This is a genomic window from Enterobacter wuhouensis, from assembly GCF_035835995.1.
Lineage (GTDB): Bacteria > Pseudomonadota > Gammaproteobacteria > Enterobacterales > Enterobacteriaceae > Enterobacter > Enterobacter wuhouensis.
Map to the genome: position 1 here is coordinate 3,978,113 of NZ_CP142124.1, position 17,950 is coordinate 3,996,062.

18 protein-coding genes are annotated in these 17,950 nt (G+C 60.2%); 3 read left to right on the top strand and 15 right to left on the bottom strand.

Features of this window, described 5'->3' with window-relative positions; genetic code table 11:
• Positions 1 to 8 precede the first annotated feature (8 nt).
• From VPX56_RS18885 to VPX56_RS18940, 12 genes are all read right to left on the bottom strand, one after another.
• Positions 9 to 779, bottom strand: a complete 771-nt coding sequence (locus tag VPX56_RS18885; RefSeq protein WP_131633585.1) for an aspartate dehydrogenase — start codon at positions 777 to 779, stop codon at positions 9 to 11.
• A gap of 9 nt (positions 780 to 788) precedes the next feature.
• Positions 789 to 1,583 carry an SDR family oxidoreductase gene (locus tag VPX56_RS18890; protein ID WP_326468267.1) on the bottom strand — a complete coding sequence of 265 codons (795 nt, stop codon included), beginning with the start codon at positions 1,581 to 1,583 and terminating at the stop codon, positions 789 to 791.
• Positions 1,567 to 2,337 carry an alpha/beta fold hydrolase gene (locus VPX56_RS18895; protein WP_326468269.1) on the bottom strand — a complete coding sequence of 257 codons (771 nt, stop codon included), beginning with the start codon at positions 2,335 to 2,337 and terminating at the stop codon, positions 1,567 to 1,569. Before VPX56_RS18895 ends, VPX56_RS18890 begins: the two co-directional genes overlap by 17 nt.
• 9 nt (positions 2,338 to 2,346) lie before the next feature.
• Positions 2,347 to 2,877 carry a cupin domain-containing protein gene (locus tag VPX56_RS18900; RefSeq protein ID WP_131633582.1) on the bottom strand — a complete coding sequence of 177 codons (531 nt, stop codon included), beginning with the start codon at positions 2,875 to 2,877 and terminating at the stop codon, positions 2,347 to 2,349.
• A 10-nt stretch (positions 2,878 to 2,887) separates the two neighbouring features.
• Positions 2,888 to 4,144 carry an MFS transporter gene (locus VPX56_RS18905; RefSeq protein ID WP_326468272.1) on the bottom strand — a complete coding sequence of 419 codons (1,257 nt, stop codon included), beginning with the start codon at positions 4,142 to 4,144 and terminating at the stop codon, positions 2,888 to 2,890.
• 25 nt (positions 4,145 to 4,169) lie between these two features.
• Complete coding sequence (locus VPX56_RS18910) at positions 4,170 to 5,357, bottom strand: NAD(P)/FAD-dependent oxidoreductase (RefSeq protein ID WP_326468274.1); 1,188 nt, start codon at positions 5,355 to 5,357, stop codon at positions 4,170 to 4,172.
• Positions 5,354 to 6,280, bottom strand: coding sequence for a VOC family protein (locus VPX56_RS18915; RefSeq protein WP_326468276.1), 927 nt, complete (start codon positions 6,278 to 6,280; stop codon positions 5,354 to 5,356). The genes VPX56_RS18910 and VPX56_RS18915 overlap by 4 nt, the downstream gene beginning before the upstream one ends.
• A gap of 78 nt (positions 6,281 to 6,358) precedes the next feature.
• Complete coding sequence (locus VPX56_RS18920) at positions 6,359 to 7,147, bottom strand: IclR family transcriptional regulator (protein ID WP_238458924.1); 789 nt, start codon at positions 7,145 to 7,147, stop codon at positions 6,359 to 6,361.
• 12 nt (positions 7,148 to 7,159) lie between these two features.
• Complete coding sequence (locus VPX56_RS18925) at positions 7,160 to 7,909, bottom strand: SDR family oxidoreductase (RefSeq protein WP_326468278.1); 750 nt, start codon at positions 7,907 to 7,909, stop codon at positions 7,160 to 7,162.
• Positions 7,909 to 8,931, bottom strand: a complete 1,023-nt coding sequence (locus VPX56_RS18930; protein ID WP_263611547.1) for an aromatic ring-hydroxylating oxygenase subunit alpha — start codon at positions 8,929 to 8,931, stop codon at positions 7,909 to 7,911. The genes VPX56_RS18925 and VPX56_RS18930 overlap by 1 nt, the downstream gene beginning before the upstream one ends.
• Before the next feature lie 10 nt (positions 8,932 to 8,941).
• Positions 8,942 to 9,250, bottom strand: coding sequence for a recombinase-like helix-turn-helix domain-containing protein (locus tag VPX56_RS18935; RefSeq protein WP_131633575.1), 309 nt, complete (start codon positions 9,248 to 9,250; stop codon positions 8,942 to 8,944).
• The gene (locus VPX56_RS18940; protein WP_131633574.1) at positions 9,247 to 9,570 is read right to left on the bottom strand and encodes a Rieske (2Fe-2S) protein; all 324 of its coding nucleotides are present in this window, start codon (positions 9,568 to 9,570) and stop codon (positions 9,247 to 9,249) included. Before VPX56_RS18940 ends, VPX56_RS18935 begins: the two co-directional genes overlap by 4 nt.
• A gap of 414 nt (positions 9,571 to 9,984) precedes the next feature.
• Here VPX56_RS18940 and VPX56_RS18945 point away from each other — a divergent pair, with 414 nt between their 5' ends.
• A complete protein-coding gene (locus tag VPX56_RS18945; protein WP_326472126.1) occupies positions 9,985 to 11,196 on the top strand; it encodes an MFS transporter in 1,212 nt (403 codons plus the stop codon).
• Positions 11,197 to 11,199: 3 nt separating this feature from the next.
• On the opposite strand, the gene speB is transcribed toward VPX56_RS18945, so the two are convergent.
• The 3 genes from speB to yqgB form a co-directional block, all read right to left on the bottom strand.
• Positions 11,200 to 12,120, bottom strand: a complete 921-nt coding sequence (gene speB / locus VPX56_RS18950) for an agmatinase (RefSeq protein ID WP_006811917.1) — start codon at positions 12,118 to 12,120, stop codon at positions 11,200 to 11,202.
• A gap of 263 nt (positions 12,121 to 12,383) precedes the next feature.
• Positions 12,384 to 14,360 (bottom strand): biosynthetic arginine decarboxylase, encoded by a 1,977-nt coding sequence (speA, locus tag VPX56_RS18955; protein ID WP_326468281.1) that lies wholly within the window; start codon positions 14,358 to 14,360, stop codon positions 12,384 to 12,386.
• An 8-nt stretch (positions 14,361 to 14,368) separates the two neighbouring features.
• A complete protein-coding gene (gene yqgB / locus VPX56_RS18960; protein WP_127312443.1) occupies positions 14,369 to 14,500 on the bottom strand; it encodes an acid stress response protein YqgB in 132 nt (43 codons plus the stop codon).
• 493 nt (positions 14,501 to 14,993) lie between these two features.
• Between yqgB and metK the strand changes: the two genes are divergently transcribed.
• A complete protein-coding gene (gene metK, locus VPX56_RS18965; protein WP_010435443.1) occupies positions 14,994 to 16,148 on the top strand; it encodes a methionine adenosyltransferase in 1,155 nt (384 codons plus the stop codon).
• Between the two features lie 365 nt (positions 16,149 to 16,513).
• Positions 16,514 to 17,911, top strand: coding sequence for a galactose/proton symporter (gene galP / locus VPX56_RS18970; RefSeq protein ID WP_119936193.1), 1,398 nt, complete (start codon positions 16,514 to 16,516; stop codon positions 17,909 to 17,911).
• Positions 17,912 to 17,950 lie beyond the last annotated feature (39 nt).

The following is a 17,950-nucleotide window of genomic DNA, read 5'->3' on the forward strand; positions in this document are numbered from 1 at the left end:
GTCACTCCTCAGCTCAGGGCCAGTTCACGGCAGGCGCGCACCGCGCTCAATGCCGCCAGGGTGGAGGTTTTAGGATTAGACGCCAGCGGCAGCCCGCTCAGCTCAAGATGGAACTCGCCGAACATGCCTTCCACGTGCAGCGTGTGGGTGTTGCGTTTCGTTGCCGGGTCGACCATCAGCTGCACGCGGGTGTCGTCCATCCCCACGCCGCCGAGCGCCACGGTCGCCGCCACGTTGGCGTTGGCCGGGAACAGGCGTGCCGCCTCGCGGGCGCTGCCCTCGAAGAAGACTTTTGCCTCAGAAACAGAATTGAGATCGATAAGCTGCTCGGCGTAGCTGCCGCGCCAGCTGGCCGGGCTTTTGCGCGACCGGTAGGTCACGCGTTCCAGCCCGCCCTCTTTCGCCGCCGCCAGCCCGTCGATACCGGCAACCGCACCGGAGAGCAGCGTCAGCCTGCCGCCCGCCGCGTGCAGGCGCTGCTCCAGCGCGCTGTCCGCCAGCGCGCCGGTGGAGATAACGGCCAGATGCCAGCCGCGCCCTAAAATCGCTTCGCCATACTGCGCCACCGCCTGCTGGCTGGCGCACTCCAGCACCAGATCGGGCGTTTGCGTGCAGTCCATCGGCGAGGCCAATGCCGTTACCGCATCGCCAAACTGCGCGCGGATCGCCGCGTGGTGAGACTCGCGCGCCACGATCCAGCCGATAGCGACGCCCGCAGGCAGGCGCTCAATCACCGCCTGCGCCATGGCGCCAAACCCAATTAACATGACCTTTTTCATAATGCGTCCTTACAGATGGCGGCAGAAGCCGCCGGAAACGTCCAGCGCGGCGCCGGTGGTAAACGAGGCCAGCGGCGAGGCGAGAAACAGCAGCGCCTGCGCGGGCTCATGCGGCTTGCCGAGGCGCGCCATCGGAATGCCGCGCCTGCGCGCGATATCCGCCGTCCATTCCGGCCAGCTCTGGCTTTTGTCCGTCCGGTTCTCAAAGCGGCGCTGCCACTGCCCGGACTCCACCATGCCGAGCAGAATGGAATTGACGCGGATGCCCTTGCCCACCAGCTCTTTCGAGAGCGTGAGGGTCATGTTCAGCAGCGCGGCGCGGGCGGCGGAGGTGGCGATCATGTGCTCCTCAGGCTGCAGCGCCAGCAGGGAGTTCACGCAGGTGATAGAGGCGATGTCGGACTGCTCCAGCAGAGGCTGAAACGCCTGTACCGGGTTGATCACCCCGAACAGCTTCAGCTCGGCCTCGTGCAGCCACGCCTCGCGCGGGGTATCGTGGAAATGCGCCACGTAGCCCTGCCCGGCGTTGTTGATCAGCATATCCGCCCCGCCAAAGCGGGCCTGCACCTCGTCCGCGAAGGCCTGAATCTCGTCGGCGTTCAGCACGTCGCAGCGGTAAGCTAAAATCTCCCCGTTGGGGCATTCGTTTTGCAGCGCCGCGCAGGCGCTGGCGAGCCGGTCCGGATCGCGGCCGCAGAAGGCGACTTTTGCCCCCTCGCCCAGCAGCAGGCGCAGCGTCTCAAAGCCAATGCCGGACGAACCGCCGGTGACCACCGCCACGCGGCCGTCAATGTGTGCATTCATCGCGCACCTCTTCGTTAATGCGTAAAAGCTGTTGGTTGAAAAACGCGTCGTTATCGAGATAGCTGGCGTGCCCGGCCTGCGGAATGGCGACAAACGGCATGCCGTAGCGCAGCGCCAGCCCCTGCACCAGCTCGGGCTGCGTGATCGCATCCTGCTCGCCACACCAGACTTCAAACGTGCCGGAGTAGCCTTTAAGCCAGCCGTGAATGTCGTCGTGCGCCAGCATCCACGCGGCGGCAAGGTAGCCTTCCGGGCGCAGCTTGCGCATTCCTGACGCCACGGTGGCGACATCTTCCGCACGCGCGCCGGGGCGCAGCAGCTTCGCGGCGCGGGTCTGGGCGAGGATCTCACCGCCGAGCGCCATCTGCTGCTCGCGGCTGCGCCAGACCTGCTCGCGCTGCTCCGGCGCGGCATTGCCGTATCCCTGCGCGGCGTCCGCTATCACCAGATGGATGACGCGCTCAGGGAACTTCGCCGCGAAGGCGCTGGCAATCATTGCGCCGAGCGAATGGCCGACCAGCACCGCCTGCCAGACGCCCGCGCGGTCAAGCATCGCCGCCAGCGCGTCGGCGTAATCCCCCGCGTTCGCCCGCTCAACCGCCAGCATCGGGCTTTCGCCATAGCCGGGCATGTCCCACGCCAGCACGCGAAAGCCGTCCAGCGCCATCTGCTTGTGCCAGGAGGCCGCGCCGGAGCTGATGCCGTGCAGCAGCATCAGCGGGATGCCGCTTCCCTGTTCACGAAAACCCGTCATTATGCCCCCTTAGTTCCGCTTCACTTTGGACAGCGGATGATCGGCGGGGTAGGTCGGGATTTCCGGCTTGTTGGTTCCCAGCATGACGCACATCAGCGCCTCTTCTTCGCCGTGGTTAAACAGCCCGCGGTAGATGCCCGCCGGAACGGAGATCAGGTCACGCTCGCGCAGCACGGTTTCGGTGTAGTTGTCGCCGTCCTGGATCATCAGCGTGATCTGCCCTTTGAGCATGAAGAACACCTCCTCCACGTCGTCGTGCAGGTGCAGCGGCCCTTCGCACTTCGACGGCAGCACCATGGTGGAGAAGGTAAAGTGGTCTGCCTGCACGGTGTTGGTGTCGTTCGCCACGCCCGTTGCGCCGGTGCCGATATAGCGCATCTGCGCCCGGCGGTATTTCGGGTCAAAGTCGGCCTGGAACTTCAGCGCGTTCCAGTCGTACTTGCGGCCTTCGAAGCGCGCGATGCGCGACTCGATCCACTCTTCCATCGTCAGGTGGTCAGGCTTGATGCCAGATGTGTTGGTTACGGTTGAATCAGTCATGACACTCTCCTCAGTAACGTCTCAGCAGCGGCAGTAACAGGACGCAGCCCACCGCCGCCATCACCGCCAGAAAAATCAGCCCGGAATCCATGCTGTGGGTGAAGGCAATAAGCGCGCCCATCACCGCCGGCGACAGCGCGCCCGCAAAGTTTCCCAGCCCGTTGAAAATGCCGCCCGCCGTGGCGCTCACCCGCGGATGGGTGGCCTTCGCCAGCAGGGCGAAAATGTTGGGTGCGCCGGTGCCCCACATGAAGGTGCTGAAGCTCATCGCCGCGATAACGGCCAGCGGGGCGTCGAGGTGCATCACCGCCGCCAGGCCTACTGCCGCCCCCGCCATCGAGATAAAGCAGGCCGCCGCGCGCTTGTCGACCCGGTCCGAGAGCCACGCGCCAATCACCTCGCCCGCCAGCATGGCGATGAACGGCATCGACGACAGCCAGCCCGCGTGCTCCAGGTGAATGCCTTTGCCCTTTATCAGGTAGCCCGGCAGCCAGCCGTTGATGCCCCACAGGTAGGTCAGGAAGGCGATGTTAAAGATGCAGATGATCCAGAAGTGCGGGCTGACGAACAGCTCGCGGCGCGCGGCACGGCGTTCGTCCTGATACGCCTGCGAGGTGCCGGGCTTCGCCTCCAGGCGGATCCCGCGCAGGCCGATGCGCACAAAGAGAAGCACCGGCACGGTGAGCATCGCCATCACGAAGAAGGTGCTCTGCCAGCCGAAGGTGTTCAGCAGCCAGAGGGAGAGCGGGAAACCAATCGCCGCGCCCACCGGCGTGCCGAGCAGCCACAGCATGGTGGCGCGCGCCTGCAGATGCTGCGGGAAGTTGTGGCGCACGATGGCGAAGGCCAGCGGGAACAGCGGCCCTTCCGCCACGCCCAGCAGAATGCGCAGGACGATCATCAGCGTGTAGTTATGGGTGAAGCCCATCGCCACCATCAGCACGCACCACACCGCCATCATCCCGGTGAGCAGGCGCAGCGGCGCGATTTTGTCGCCCAGCCCGCTTAAAAATACCGACGAAAAGCCGTAGCTCAGCAGGAAGGCGCTCATCAGAATGCCGAGGCGCGTGGTGTCAAAATCGATGCCCATCGCCTGCTGGAAATGGGTGTCGGAAAACAGCGCCGCGATGCTGATTTTGTCGAAAAACGCCAGCAGCACGCAGGCCAGCAGCGACAGCGGGATGGCCCAGCGCACCGCTTTTTCGGGCGTGCGGGTTCCCTCACCGCCTGCCCCAACGGGCGCGGTGTTGGTCTCTAATGTGGTCATGTCTCCCCCTACGGGTGCGGGTTAGCTATCGCAGTGACATCAGTGAAAAGGTCGGGTCGGCGAGCGGCACGTCGGACAGATCCCGCCCCGCCGCCATCCAGCGCTTCGCCAGCTTGACGGTGCGCGCATCGTCGAACGCCACCAGCTGCGCCAGCCGCCCGCTCTCGTCCAGCGAGAAGAACAGCGAATCTTCGCGCGCTACCGTTGTGCTCCCCGGCTGCGGAATGCCGAGGATCTGAATGTTGTGCTGGTATTGATCCGACCACAGCCACGGCGCGTCGTCGTAGCCCGGAGCGTCGGGGTTGAGCATCGCCTTCGCCGTCGCCACCGCCTGATTCTGGGCAAAGGCCCAGGACTGGATGCACAGGCCGTAGTGATGGTGCTGGGCCACGTCGCCCGCAGCGAAAATAAACGGATCGGAGGTGCGCCCCTGGGCATCCACGACGATCCCGCGTTCGGTTTCAAGCCCCGCTTCGCGCGCCAGCTCCAGATTGAGATCGACGCCGATCCCGACCACCACCGCGTCAAAGGTTTCACGCTGGCCGTCGCAGTGGATAATCGGCAGGCCGTTATCGTCCTCCAGCTCCATCGCGCCGCAGCCGGTGCGGATATCCACGCCCTGCTCGCGATGGAGGTTTTCTAAGCGCTGCGACACCTCGCCGCTCACCGAGCGCATGCACAGCGCGGGCTGCTGTTCGAACAACGTGACCGCCACGCCGCTCCTGCGCGCGGACGCGGCAATCTCCAGGCCGATCCAGCCGCCGCCGACAATCGCCAGGGTTTGGCTTTCCGCCAGCCGCCCCTTCAGGCGCTGCGCGTCCTGCCAGTGGCGCAGGGTATAGACCTGCGGATGCGCTGCCCACGCCTCATCGGGCAGGCGCGCCCGCCCTCCGGTGGCGATTAAAAGGATGTTGTAACTAAGATGTTCACTATTGCTTAAACGCACCGCTTTCGCGTTGCGGTCGATCTGCTCCGCGCGCAGCGGGCGGTACCAGGTCAGGTTCAGCGCCCGCTGCGCCTCGTCGGTAAACAGGCGCGGAAGCGCCGCGTCCGGCTCCAGCAGAGAGGCTTTCGACAGCGGCGGGCGCTCGTAGAAATCCCACTCCTCTTCCGCCACCACGCAAATCTCGCCGTCGAAGCCTTCGTCGCGCAGGGTTTTCGCCGCCCAGCCGCCCGCCTGGCCGCCGCCGATAATGACAATGCGCGACGTCATACCGCCTCCGGCTTTTTCTGCTGGCGGCGCGTGTCGTGGTCAATGCCGCCTTCCACCGCCCATTCGGTAAAGGAGACCAGCGAGTGCTCCAGCTCGCGCGGCTGCCAGTTCTCGGTCAGGTAGTCGTCGTTGGTGTAATACTCAAACGCGCCGCCGGTCGGGCTGTTGACGTACCAGAAGTACGCCGACGACACCGGATGGCGGCCCGGCCCGATAAAGGTGCTCCAGTCATTTTTATTCATCGCGATACCGCCGCCGATCACCTCGTGGATGTCGCGCACGGTGAAGGCCACGTGGTTCAGCCCGCGCCTGCGGTTCGGCAGCTGCAGCAGGAACAGGTTGTGGTGGCCGCCGCGCGCGCCGCAGCGCAGGAACACGGCGCGGTTGATGTAGCGGTCAGAGACCTGGAAGCCGAGCACCTCGCGGTAGAACTTTTCTACCGCCGCCAGCTCCTCCACGAAGAACACCACGTGCCCGACGTTGATGGGCTGGGCGCGATCGTAAACCGGGCTGGGGGTGTCGATCCGGCGGGCGTCGCCCCACTGGTTAATCGGCTCGACGTTCAGCTCCACGTCGGTCTGCTGGCTGACCTGCACGCGCAGCGTCATGCCGTTCGGGTCGAGGCACTCCAGCGCGTCGCCCACCTCGCGAAAGCCGGGCTGCTGCACCAGCTTTGGGCGCAGCGAGTTAAGATCTGCCTGGCTGGCAACCGCCCAGGTCATGCGGCGCAGGGTGTTGCCCGCTTCAAACGCCGGCGGCAGGTCCGGGCTGTCGATGGGATTCAGCTCCACGCGCGCGCCGCTCAGGGTGGTAAAACGCTGGCCGCTGGCATCGCCCGTCAGGCCAAAATCATGCATAAATTTGGCGCAGTGCGTCAGGTCTTCCACGCCAAATTCCAGCTTTTCAATTCCGGTTACACTCATCGTTCGTTGCCTCATCTGGCCCAAATTGGGCGTAAAACATGCCCGACGCGGTCAAGCGCCTGACGTTAACTCACTGATTTAACTGGCCTGTGACAGATACCCTAAGAAGCCAGAAATTTTATCTGCCGCGAGGCGAACCTCGTTCTGCAGGCGTTCGCGGTCGGTCTGGGGGATCTCTTCCGACGGCACCAGAATGCTGACCACCGCCGCCACGCGTCCGCTGCGGTCATACACCGGGTAGACGATGGAGGAGATGCCGTGGCGGAAGAAGGATTCGCCGATCACGTACCCGCGGGCTTTGTCCTGCTGCACCATTTGCCACAGTGCCTCGCGGTCGTGAAGCTGTCCCGGCGTGTTGCCCGGCAGGCGCTCGTGCGGGAACAGCTGTTCAAAATCGGCGCGGGAGATATCGGTCAGCAGCATGCGGCCCAGCGAGGTGCAGTGCACCGGCAGGCGAGTGCCAATGCTGACCTGATTGATGCGCGACCCGGCGGCGCTGACGCGAGCGATGTAGATAATGTCGCGCCCGTCGCGGATCGCCAGATGGCTGCTGCAGTGGCTCACGTCGCGCAGCTGCTCGATGACCGGCTGGCCGACCTGCGCCACGTCCAGCGAGGCGATGTACTCAAAGCCCAGGCGCAGCACGTTCATGCCCAGCGAGAAGGTATTGGTACGCGCGTTGCGCTCCAGAAAGCCCATAAACTCCAGCGTCTGCACCACGCGGTAGGCGGTCGCCTTCGGCATATCCACCAGCCGGTGCAGCTCGGCAAAGGTCAGTTCGCGATGCTGCTCGCCAAAGGCCAACAGCAGCTGTAGACCGCGCTCCAGCCCCGGCACCAGATACTTCACTTCCCGATCGTTTGCCATCATCGCCATACCTCAGTTAAAGACAAAACCGCCGTTGACCGGGATCAGCTGTCCGGTGATGAACCGCGACAGATCGCTTAACAGCCAGACCACGCTGCCGGTCACATCCTCCGGCTGCTGCGCGCCCGTTAATGCGCGTCCGTTTTCGTAGAGCTGATGGCGTTCGGCGGGTACATATTCGGTTGCCTCGACGCGGGTCAGGCCCGGCGCGATGGCGTTGATGCGAATGCGCTTTTCGCCCAGCTCGCGCGCCATCGAGCGGGTCATGGCAATCACGGCCCCCTTGCTGGCGACGTAGGCCATCAGGCGCGGCGCGCCCCACAGCGCGGTGTCGGACGCCACGTTCACGATGCCCGCCCCTTCGCGAAGCAGCGGCACGGCGGCGCGCGTCACCAGCCAGGTGCCTTTGACGTTCACGCTCATCACGCGGTCCCAGAGGTCCGGATCGTAATCGAGCATATTTTTGCCGCCCACGCCCGTCGCCATCGCCGCGTTGTTGACCAGGCCGTCAATCTGCCCCTGCTCGCCAATGGCGCTAAACGCCTGCGCAATGGAATGCGGATCGGCCAGATCGATAACGTGTGATTCGATCGCATAGCCCTGCTCGCTCAGCCCGTGGGCGCTTTCGGCCAGCTCGCCCTTGAGGATGTCGCACATCACTACCTTTGCACCCTGCTCCGCGCAGGCTTTGGCAAAGTGGTAGCCCAGCCCGCGCGCGGCGCCGGTCACCACGATGCGCTTTCCGCTCAGCAGCCCGTTCATCAGGCGGCTCCCTGCTGTTCTTCGCGTGCGGCCAGTTGCTCTTTCGCAGCCTTTTGCATCATGCGGCGCAGGCGGGAGAGGCCGACGTCGTGCTGGTAGAGGTATTCATGCTCGCGGGCGTTCGGGGCCAGGCTTTCCAGCACCACGCGGTCCTGCTCCAGCACTTCCCAGTGCAGTTTTTCCAGGCGGTTGCGGTACATGAAGCGCCACATGTCGCGCTGCCAGCCCTGCACGCGGCGGATGCGCCAGAAGAAGACGCGGCAGTTGTCGTTATCTTCCGGCACCACCATGCCGACGATAAAGAAGTGGCCGCCCGGTCCGAAGCGCTTCTTGTACGGAATGGAGAGGCGCATCCAGCAGGTGCCGCTGTTGCCCAGCTCAACCCAGTCGAAGTTGATGCCGCTCTGCCCTTTTTTCTCAAAGATGAAGCCGGTTTTTGTCGGCTGGAGCACCATATCGGCCTTGCGATCCCCTTCCGCCATCGAGTGCGACGACGAATGCAGATAGGTGCCGTGCATTGGGTCCATGACGTTTTCCAGCGCGTACTGGTAGTTGCACTTCCACGCGGCGGTGCAGAGGAAGTTGCTGAAGCTTTCCGTGTCGGCAAGTTCATCCGGGAAGGTCAGCTCGTCCGGCTGCTGGTCAGCGGTGACGCCAAACCACAGGAAGATAGCGCCGTGCGCCTCCTGCACGTTATAGCTGCGCACGCACTGCTGGCCGACCAGCGGGCATTTATCCACGGCGGGCACATCTTTTACCTCGCCGTTGCCCGCCACTTCCACGCCGTGATACCAGCAGGCGATACGGTCGCCGAGGTTCCAGCCCATCGACAGGCGCGCGCCGCGGTGCGGGCAGCGGTCTTCCAGCGCCTGCACCTGGCCGTCTTTGTTGCGCCAGACCACAATCTGCTCGCCCAGGCGGGTGATGCCCACAGGAGCAGACTGCACTTCCCAGCTTGCCAGCACCGGATACCAGAGGCCGCGCAGGCCTTTATCGAGATAGTTTTGTACGGTCGTCGTCATCGCGTTGCCCTCAGTAGCCGTTAACCTGTAAGAATGCCTGGAAGCTGGCGTCGCTCCACGGCTCGCCCTGCTGGTCGTGCATGCGCACCGCGTTCAGCCCGTTTACCAGCTCCGGTAGGGTTTCAACGCCCTGTTCAAAGAGTTCTTCCAGCGTGGCAATCAGGTTCACCTCCCAGCTTTCCGGCACGCGGCTGCGGGTCTGCCAGATCAGGTTCTGGTAATCACCCGGCTTATGGATCGCGCCGTTGCCGCCCTCCGCCGGCGGGGTAAACTGGCGGCTTTCCGGCAGCGCCGGGTTGTAGTTCAGGGTATCGCTCATGCCACGGTCTCCTCGACGAAGGTAATCTGGATTTGGTTTTCATAGACCCGAACCGGGTAGCGGTTGAGGTTGCGCCCCCCGGGGCCGTGCAGGCACTGGCCGGTTTTAACGTCGAACACCGCCTCGTGCAGCGGACATTCCACCTTGCCGTCCTCCACGAAGCCCTGGCTCAGCAGGGCGTAGGCGTGCGGACATACGTCCTCCAGCGCGTAATATTCGCCGTCAATCAGGTAAACGCCGATCTCTTTACCCTCGACGCTGCCGCTAAAAGGGAAATCTTCCTGTACTTGTTCTGCGTCACATACGCCTATCCAGCTCATCACGATCCTCCAGGCTTTTGTTTCATATATGAAACTCTGTTTCTTATTTAATACGGTCAATATAAAAGCGATGGATGTTTCGTCAAGCGTCAATGTGACGAATTTGTTAATTAGATAGTAATAAATTAACTAAGTGTGCAAAGGATCACGAAAAAATGCAGCGATATGAAATTTTCATTTTTGTGTCGTGATAAATACGTTTTTTTAATAGCCGACTATTTTGAATAAAACATATTGACTTCTTTTCTTTTTGTTCCTTAAAAATAAAATAACGTCACATCCTTGGTGTTTCACCAGTGAAACTGACATTTTATTTATTCTTAATAAACAATGAGTTTCACCTGTGAACCATTTTAGCTCCGTGACAATCACACTTATAAAAATATAAACAGATGAAAACCTAAGGCGGGCATGATGACGGCAAGATGGCAAGGAATAATTGTACTGTTATTACTGATTATTATTTCCTACGTCGACCGGGTAAATATCTCGGTCATGATTTTAAACCCGGAATTTGCCGAGCATTTTCAGCTAAATGAAAACAGAATGTTACAGGGAATGCTCATGACCTGCTTTCTGCTGGGTTATGGATTTTCCGCTTTATTATTAACACCGGTTATCGAAAGCAAACTCCATTACCGTCAAGGATTATTAAGCAGCATTGCGATTTGGGCCGTGGTCTGCGCGGTTTCGCCGCTGCTCGGCTCGCTGATGGGGATGCTTATTGCGCGCCTGATTTTGGGCATTGCCGAAGGACCGCTCTTTTCGCTGAAAACACGCTTTATTAGCGATAACTTTAGCGCACAGGAGATAGGCAAACCCAACGCCGTGACCGCGCTGGGCGTCTCTCTCGGGCTGGCCGTGGGCTTTCCGCTGGTCACCTGGCTGATGGCGCATCTTGGCTGGGCGGGGTCGTTTTACGCGCTGGCGGTGATGAATCTGGTGCTGGGCGGCGGGCTTATCTGGCGTTTTCTGCCCGCGCCACAAAGCCCGGTGACGATGAAAAAACCGGGGTTTGCGCAAACCTTCACGATGGCATGGCAGACGCCGCTGCTGGGCTGGATCCTGCTGGTTGAAATCGCCACGCTGAGCTATCTGTGGGGCAGCAGCGCGTGGCTGCCCGCATGGCTGCGCGACGAGCATCACTTCTCGCTGCACGCCACGGGCTGGCTTGCGGCGATCCCCTTTCTGCTGAGCCTGGGATCTAAATTCCTCGGCGGCGTGCTGCTCGACAAAATGCGCCCGGAACAGGCTCCGGTGCTGTTTGTGGTGGGCGGGACGCTGACGGCGCTCTCCGTGGCCGCCCTGATGCTCAGCCACCAGCCCGCATGGCTGGCGCTATTTATGCTGTCCGCCAACGTGTTCTGGGGGCTTCAGGGAGCGGCTATTCCTGCGGTGATCCAGCATCACGCCGCACGGAAGGCGGTGGGCAGCGCGTACGGCATTATCAATGGGATCGGCAATATCTGCGCGGCGTTTATTCCGCTGCTGATGGGGATGGTGATGAAATCGGTGGGTTCGGTAAGCTCAGGCTTTTCGGTTTTGGTGGTGTCGCAGGTTATCACCCTGCTAGCGGGCGGAATGCTGCTGCTGCGCATGCGTCGCGCAGCAGCAGTGAGCGCGTAAGGCTTACTCGCCTTTTTTCGCCGCCTGGATGTAGAGCATTTCGAGCGCCAGGGTTGCCGCGGCCAGCGCGGTGATCTCGGACTGATCATAGGCCGGCGCCACTTCCACCACGTCCATCCCGACGATGTTCAGATCCTTCAGGCCGCGGACCAGCTTGATGGCGCGGTCCGAGGTCAGGCCGCCGATCACCGGCGTACCGGTGCCCGGTGCGAACGCCGGATCCAGGCAGTCGATGTCGAAAGTCAGGTACACAGGCATGTCGCCGACGATCTGCTTAACCTGCGCCAGAATGTCGTCCACGCCGCGATCGTTGACCTGGCCCGCGTCCAGCACGGTGAAGCCGTTGTCCTTGTCGAACTCGGTGCGGATACCGATCTGCACGGAGTGGTTCGGGTCGATCAGGCCTTCGTTCGGCGCGGTGTAGAACATGGTGCCGTGGTCAAACTCGCAGCCGTTCGCGTAGGTGTCGGTATGCGCATCAAAGTGCACCAGCGCCATTTTACCGAAGTGCTTCGCGTGGGCGCGCAGCAGCGGCAGGGTCACGAAGTGGTCACCGCCGAAGGAGAGCATGCGCTTGCCGGCCGCCAGCAGCTTCTCGGCGTGGGCCTGCAGCTTTTCGCTCATCTCACGCGCGTCGCCGAAGGCGTACACCAGGTCACCGCAGTCCACCACGTTCAGGCGCTCGCGCATGTCGAAGTTCCACGGGAAGCGGTTGTGCTCCCAGGCCAGGTTGGTAGACACCTGACGGATCGCTGCCGGGCCGTGACGACCGCCCGCGCGGCCTGAGGTGGCCATATCAAACGGTACGCCGGTGATCACCCAGTCAGCGTCGCTGTCGTACGGCTGGAAGTTCATTGGAAGGCGTAAAAAACCAAACGCGTTAGATACCAGAGAGTTATCGTACTGATGACCTAAAGTGCTCATGTCCTGACCTCTTTTAAAGTCGATACATTAAAAACAGATGAAAAAAAATCCCCTCCGCGTCGTTAAACCCGACGAGGAAGGGATTGATTCGTAAATCGCTTATTGGGGCGAATTATCGCCGGTAATGCATACGGGTTCAAGAGAGTATAGGGCATCGTGCGGTCTTTGCCCCTCACCCTAACCCTCTCCCCAAAGGGGAGAGGGAATTTGAACACCCTCTCCCCTTTGGGGAGAGGGCTGGGGTGAGGGGAAAGGCAGATGTCTTACTCGTCTTCCAGATAAGTATACCCGTACAGACCCGCTTCAAACTCTTCCAGGAACTGCTGCTGCAGCGCGTCGTCCAGACCGGTGTTTTTCACCTGGTCGCGGAACTGGGTGAGCAGTTTTTTCGGATCCAGCTGAACATATTCCAGCATGTCCGCCACGGTATCCCCTTCGTCAGACAGCTCGACTTCCACGTTGCCGTCAGGGAAGACGAACACGTCAACCGCTTCGGTATCACCGAACAGGTTGTGCATGTTGCCGAGGATCTCCTGATACGCGCCGACCATAAAGAAGCCCAGCATCGGCGGGTTCTCCGGGTCGTATTCCGGCATTGGCATCGTCGTGGCGATACCGTCGCCGTCAACGTAGTGGTCGATAGCGCCGTCGGAATCACAGGTGATGTCCAGCAGCACCGCACGACGTTCCGGAGCGTGGTTCAGCCCTTCAAGCGGCAGAACCGGGAACAGCTGATCGATACCCCAGGCATCCGGCATTGACTGGAACAGCGAGAAGTTGACGTACATCTTGTCCGCCATGCGTTCCTGCAGCTCGTCAATAATCGGACGGTGCGCGCGGTTGCTCGGGTCGAGCTGCTTCTGCACTTCATGGCACATGTTCAGATAAAGCTGCTCCGCCCACGCGCGTTCCTGCAGGCTAAAGGTGCCTGAGGAATAACCCACGTGAATATCGTGCAGATCCATCTGGCTGTCGTGCAGCCATTCGCGCAGAGAGCGGCGCGTGCCCGGCTCGTGCATCTCCTGCCAGGTTTCCCACATGCTTTGCAGGGAACGCGGGGCATCGTCTGCCGGAGGCGTCGCTTCGGTGATTTCGCTGCGCTCGACACCGATGATGTTAGAGACCAGCACCGTATGGTGCGCGGTGACCGCGCGGCCGGACTCGGTGATTACCGTCGGATGCGGCAGGCCGTTCTCTTCACAGGCATCGCCGATCGCCCAGATGATGTTGTTGGCATACTCGTTCAGGCCGTAGTTCACCGAGCAGTCGGACTGCGAGCGGGTCCCTTCGTAGTCCACGCCCAAGCCGCCGCCCACGTCGAAGCACTGAATATTCACGCCAAGCTTGTGCAGCTCCACGTAGAAGCGCGCCGATTCACGCACGCCGGTAGCGATGTCGCGAATATTGGCCATCTGCGAGCCGAGGTGGAAGTGCAGCAGCTGAATGCTGTCGAGACGACCGCGCTCGCGCAGAATTTCCACCAGCTGGAGCACCTGGTTCGCCGCGAGGCCGAACTTGGATTTTTCGCCGCCGGAGGACTGCCATTTACCGGAGCCCTGCGACGCCAGACGCGCACGCACGCCAAGGCGCGGGATAACGTTCAGACGCTCGGCCTCTTCCAGCACGATGGCGATTTCGGTCATCTTCTCGATAACCAGATAGACCTTGTGGCCCATCTTCTCGCCGATCAGCGCCAGACGAATGTATTCACGGTCTTTATAACCGTTACAGACGATCACCGAACGGGTCATGCCCGCGTGCGCCAGAACGGCCATCAGTTCCGCTTTGGAGCCGGCTTCCAGACCCAGCGGTTCGCCGGAGTGGATCAGGGATTCAATCACGCGGCGGTGCTGGTTTACCTTGATCGGGTAGACCAGGAAATAGTCGCCGTCATAGCCGTAGGATTCACGCGCGCGCTTGAACGCGGCGTTGATGGAACGCAGGCGATGTTGCAGGATCTGCGGGAAGCAGAACAGTGCAGGCAAACGCTGGCCCTGTGCTTCGCGGGCTTTCACCAGCTTGGCGAGATCCACGCGCGCTTCAGGGACGTCCGGATCCGGGCAGACGCTGATGTGGCCCAGCTCGTTGACGTCGTAGTAGTTATTGCCCCACCAGGCAATATTGTAGGTGCGCAGCATCTTGCTGGCTTCCTCGGAGCTCATCGCAACCTCCTGCATAGAACGTAGTACACCCTGTTCGCCCGCTGACGAAGGCGAAAAAGAAGACATGTCGTCAGACATAGCGAACCTCAACTCTTTGTATTAAGTGTAAAACAGTTGACTACTATCGCAGCGTTATACGGCGATAACAACCCATAAACGGCTCCGTTTCCCAGCAGAGTGTGCTGAAATCCAGACCGTGCGACCGGTTTCTTATTCATATCATTGTAAAACACGTATCCGAACTCTGTATGACAGGTTCGGCGAAACCACGAGAAAACTCTTGTATAAACAAGAGCGCCCTTGTTCAGTTTTTCAGAGCACGCAAGCGTCTCTGAAGATCCTGAGAAGCGCCGAGATGGGTCTAACATCGGCAGGTTTGCAGACTAAAATGCGGGTTGCGGGAATCACGTTCCGCGCGCCGCGTTTTATACCGAGAAGGGGGCTAAAAAGCAAAACAAAAATGCGCCCGTTGCCAGCGCCGTCAGGAAATATTTCCAGCTGTGTTTTCAACGCAGTGAGAGCTGAGTCAAAAAAAACTGGAAATCGGGTGAAGAAGTGACCTAAAATAGACGTCCAGATGTTAATCCATCCATACTGATTAACACTCAGACTGCCAGTGTCAAAATCCTGCAGGCCTTGGTAGAATTATCTCCTATGGCTATTCCACACAGCAGCTTGAGCTAACCAAATTCCTCTTAGGTGAAATAAAAAATGGCAAAACACCTGTTTACGTCCGAGTCCGTATCAGAAGGACATCCTGATAAAATTGCTGACCAAATCTCCGATGCGGTGCTGGATGCGATCCTGGCGCAGGATCCAAAAGCGCGCGTAGCGTGTGAAACCTATGTCAAAACCGGCATGGTTCTGGTTGGCGGTGAGATCACCACCAGCGCATGGGTTGATATCGAAGAGATCACCCGTAACACGGTGCGTGAGATCGGCTATGTGCATTCTGATATGGGCTTTGATGCCAACTCCTGCGCGGTACTGAGCGCGATTGGCAAACAGTCTCCGGACATCAACCAGGGCGTTGACCGCGCCGATCCGCTGGAACAGGGCGCGGGCGACCAGGGCCTGATGTTTGGCTACGCAACTAACGAAACCGACGTGCTGATGCCAGCGCCTGTCACTTACGCACACCGTCTGGTGCAGCGTCAGGCCGAAGTGCGTAAAAACGGCACCCTGCCGTGGCTGCGCCCGGATGCGAAAAGCCAGGTCACCTTCCAGTACGACGACGGCAAAATCGTGGGTATCGATGCGGTGGTTCTGTCCACTCAGCACTCCGAAGATATCGACCAGAAATCCCTGCAGGAAGCAGTGATGGAAGAGATCATCAAGCCGGTTCTGCCGACCGAATGGCTGAGCTCTGCAACCAAATTCTTCATCAACCCAACCGGACGCTTCGTTATCGGCGGCCCAATGGGCGACTGCGGCCTGACCGGTCGTAAAATCATCGTGGATACCTACGGCGGCATGGCGCGTCACGGTGGCGGCGCGTTCTCCGGTAAAGATCCGTCTAAAGTTGACCGTTCTGCCGCGTACGCTGCACGTTATGTGGCGAAAAATATCGTCGCTGCCGGCCTGGCCGACCGCTGTGAGATCCAGGTTTCCTACGCAATCGGCGTGGCTGAACCCACCTCCATCATGGTGGAAACCTTCGGTACTGAGAAAGTGCCTTCAGAACAGCTGACCCTGCTGGTGCGCGAGTTCTTCGACCTGCGTCCATACGGCCTGATTCAGATGCTGGATCTGCTGCACCCAATCTACAAAGAAACCGCGGCATACGGTCACTTTGGTCGTGAACATTTCCCATGGGAAAAAACCGACAAAGCCGCCCTGCTGCGTGAGGCTGCAGGTCTGAAGTAATCGACCCACAGCGTTATACGGGCCAGCCTTCGGGCTGGCCTTTTTTTTGTGTCGGATGGCGGCTGCGCCTTACCCGACAATACTTGAAACCGTTTACACCACGCCAAATATATCCCGCTTTCAGAATAATCTCTTTGCATGATCGCCTTTCTTCTGCTGTTACATTTTATTTCAGTTAAGTCTGAAATGTGTACTTTCGCGATGCACATCACCTCGTTTAGCTCTATATTTTCAAAGCTTTAATCATTTTTACGGTTCCACGTTAGTGTAACCGATTACACCATTGTGATTTATCTCACATATTTTTACGGGTCACTCACCTACCCTTAACATCGACAAAACTGATAACCCAACTGGAGGGCATAATGCCTGACAATAAAAAACAGGGGCGTACGTCCAACAAGGCGATGACCTTCTTCGTCTGCTTCCTCGCCGCCCTGGCAGGATTACTCTTTGGCCTGGATATCGGCGTAATTGCCGGTGCATTACCCTTCATCACCGACGAGTTCCAGATTAGCGCGCACACCCAGGAGTGGGTCGTTAGCTCCATGATGTTCGGCGCCGCCGTCGGTGCCGTCGGCAGCGGCTGGCTCTCCTTCAAGCTCGGGCGTAAAAAGAGCCTGATGATCGGCGCGATCCTGTTCGTTGCCGGTTCGCTCTTCTCTGCCGCCGCGCCTAACGTTGAGGTGCTGCTGGTATCCCGCGTGCTGCTCGGCCTGGCCGTCGGCGTCGCGTCGTATACCGCTCCGCTCTATCTGTCTGAAATCGCGCCGGAGAAAATTCGCGGCAGCATGATTTCGATGTACCAGCTGATGATCACTATCGGTATTCTGGGTGCCTATCTCTCGGATACCGCCTTTAGCTACAGCGGCGCATGGCGCTGGATGCTCGGCGTGATCATCATCCCGGCCATTCTGCTGCTGATTGGCGTGTTCTTCCTGCCGGACAGTCCGCGCTGGTTTGCCGCGAAACGGCGCTTCCACGACGCGGAACGCGTACTGCTGCGCCTGCGCGATACCAGCGCAGAGGCCAAAAATGAGCTGGAAGAGATCCGCGAAAGCCTGCAGGTGAAGCAGTCCGGCTGGGCGCTGTTTAAAGAGAACAGCAACTTCCGCCGCGCGGTGTTCCTTGGCGTGCTCCTGCAGGTGATGCAGCAGTTCACCGGGATGAACGTCATCATGTACTACGCGCCGAAAATCTTTGAGCTGGCGGGTTATACCAATACCACCGAGCAGATGTGGGGCACCGTTATCGTCGGCCTGACCAACGTGCTGGCGACCTTTATCGCCATCGGCCTGGTTGACCGCTGGGGACGCAAGCCAACGCTGACGCTAGGCTTCCTGGTGATGGCCGTCGGGATGGGCGTGCTCGGCACCATGATGCATGTGGGTATTCACTCACCGAGCGCGCAGTACTTCGCGGTGGCGATGCTGCTGATGTTTATCGTCGGTTTTGCGATGAGCGCCGGTCCGCTGATTTGGGTACTGTGCTCCGAGATCCAGCCGCTGAAGGGGCGTGATTTTGGTATCACCTGCTCCACCGCGACCAACTGGATTGCCAACATGATCGTCGGCGCAACGTTCCTGACTATGCTCAATACCCTGGGCAACGCCAACACCTTCTGGGTCTACTCTGGTCTGAACCTGTTCTTTATTGTTCTGACTATCTGGCTGGTTCCAGAGACCAAACACGTTTCGCTGGAACACATTGAACGTAACCTGATGAAAGGTCGTCCGCTGCGCGAGATTGGCGCACACGACTAATCACCCTGCCGGGGAGGTGCCTCTTGCGCCTCCCCGCTT

Excerpts from the sequence above, each read along its gene's own strand:
- VPX56_RS18885 (WP_131633585.1), bottom strand. The coding sequence starts at position 779 with ATGAAAAAGGTCATGTTAATTGGGTTTGGCGCCATGGCGCAGGCGGTG.
- VPX56_RS18890 (WP_326468267.1), bottom strand. The coding sequence starts at position 1,583 with ATGAATGCACACATTGACGGCCGCGTGGCGGTGGTCACCGGCGGTTCG.
- VPX56_RS18895 (WP_326468269.1), bottom strand. The coding sequence starts at position 2,337 with ATGACGGGTTTTCGTGAACAGGGAAGCGGCATCCCGCTGATGCTGCTG.
- VPX56_RS18900 (WP_131633582.1), bottom strand. The coding sequence starts at position 2,877 with ATGACTGATTCAACCGTAACCAACACATCTGGCATCAAGCCTGACCAC.
- VPX56_RS18905 (WP_326468272.1), bottom strand. The coding sequence starts at position 4,144 with ATGACCACATTAGAGACCAACACCGCGCCCGTTGGGGCAGGCGGTGAG.
- VPX56_RS18910 (WP_326468274.1), bottom strand. The coding sequence starts at position 5,357 with ATGACGTCGCGCATTGTCATTATCGGCGGCGGCCAGGCGGGCGGCTGG.
- VPX56_RS18915 (WP_326468276.1), bottom strand. The coding sequence starts at position 6,280 with ATGAGTGTAACCGGAATTGAAAAGCTGGAATTTGGCGTGGAAGACCTG.
- VPX56_RS18920 (WP_238458924.1), bottom strand. The coding sequence starts at position 7,147 with ATGGCAAACGATCGGGAAGTGAAGTATCTGGTGCCGGGGCTGGAGCGC.
- VPX56_RS18925 (WP_326468278.1), bottom strand. The coding sequence starts at position 7,909 with ATGAACGGGCTGCTGAGCGGAAAGCGCATCGTGGTGACCGGCGCCGCG.
- VPX56_RS18930 (WP_263611547.1), bottom strand. The coding sequence starts at position 8,931 with ATGACGACGACCGTACAAAACTATCTCGATAAAGGCCTGCGCGGCCTC.
- VPX56_RS18935 (WP_131633575.1), bottom strand. The coding sequence starts at position 9,250 with ATGAGCGATACCCTGAACTACAACCCGGCGCTGCCGGAAAGCCGCCAG.
- VPX56_RS18940 (WP_131633574.1), bottom strand. The coding sequence starts at position 9,570 with ATGAGCTGGATAGGCGTATGTGACGCAGAACAAGTACAGGAAGATTTC.
- VPX56_RS18945 (WP_326472126.1), top strand. The coding sequence starts at position 9,985 with ATGACGGCAAGATGGCAAGGAATAATTGTACTGTTATTACTGATTATT.
- speB (WP_006811917.1), bottom strand. The coding sequence starts at position 12,120 with ATGAGCACTTTAGGTCATCAGTACGATAACTCTCTGGTATCTAACGCG.
- speA (WP_326468281.1), bottom strand. The coding sequence starts at position 14,360 with ATGTCTGACGACATGTCTTCTTTTTCGCCTTCGTCAGCGGGCGAACAG.
- yqgB (WP_127312443.1), bottom strand. The coding sequence starts at position 14,500 with ATGAATAAGAAACCGGTCGCACGGTCTGGATTTCAGCACACTCTGCTG.
- metK (WP_010435443.1), top strand. The coding sequence starts at position 14,994 with ATGGCAAAACACCTGTTTACGTCCGAGTCCGTATCAGAAGGACATCCT.
- galP (WP_119936193.1), top strand. The coding sequence starts at position 16,514 with ATGCCTGACAATAAAAAACAGGGGCGTACGTCCAACAAGGCGATGACC.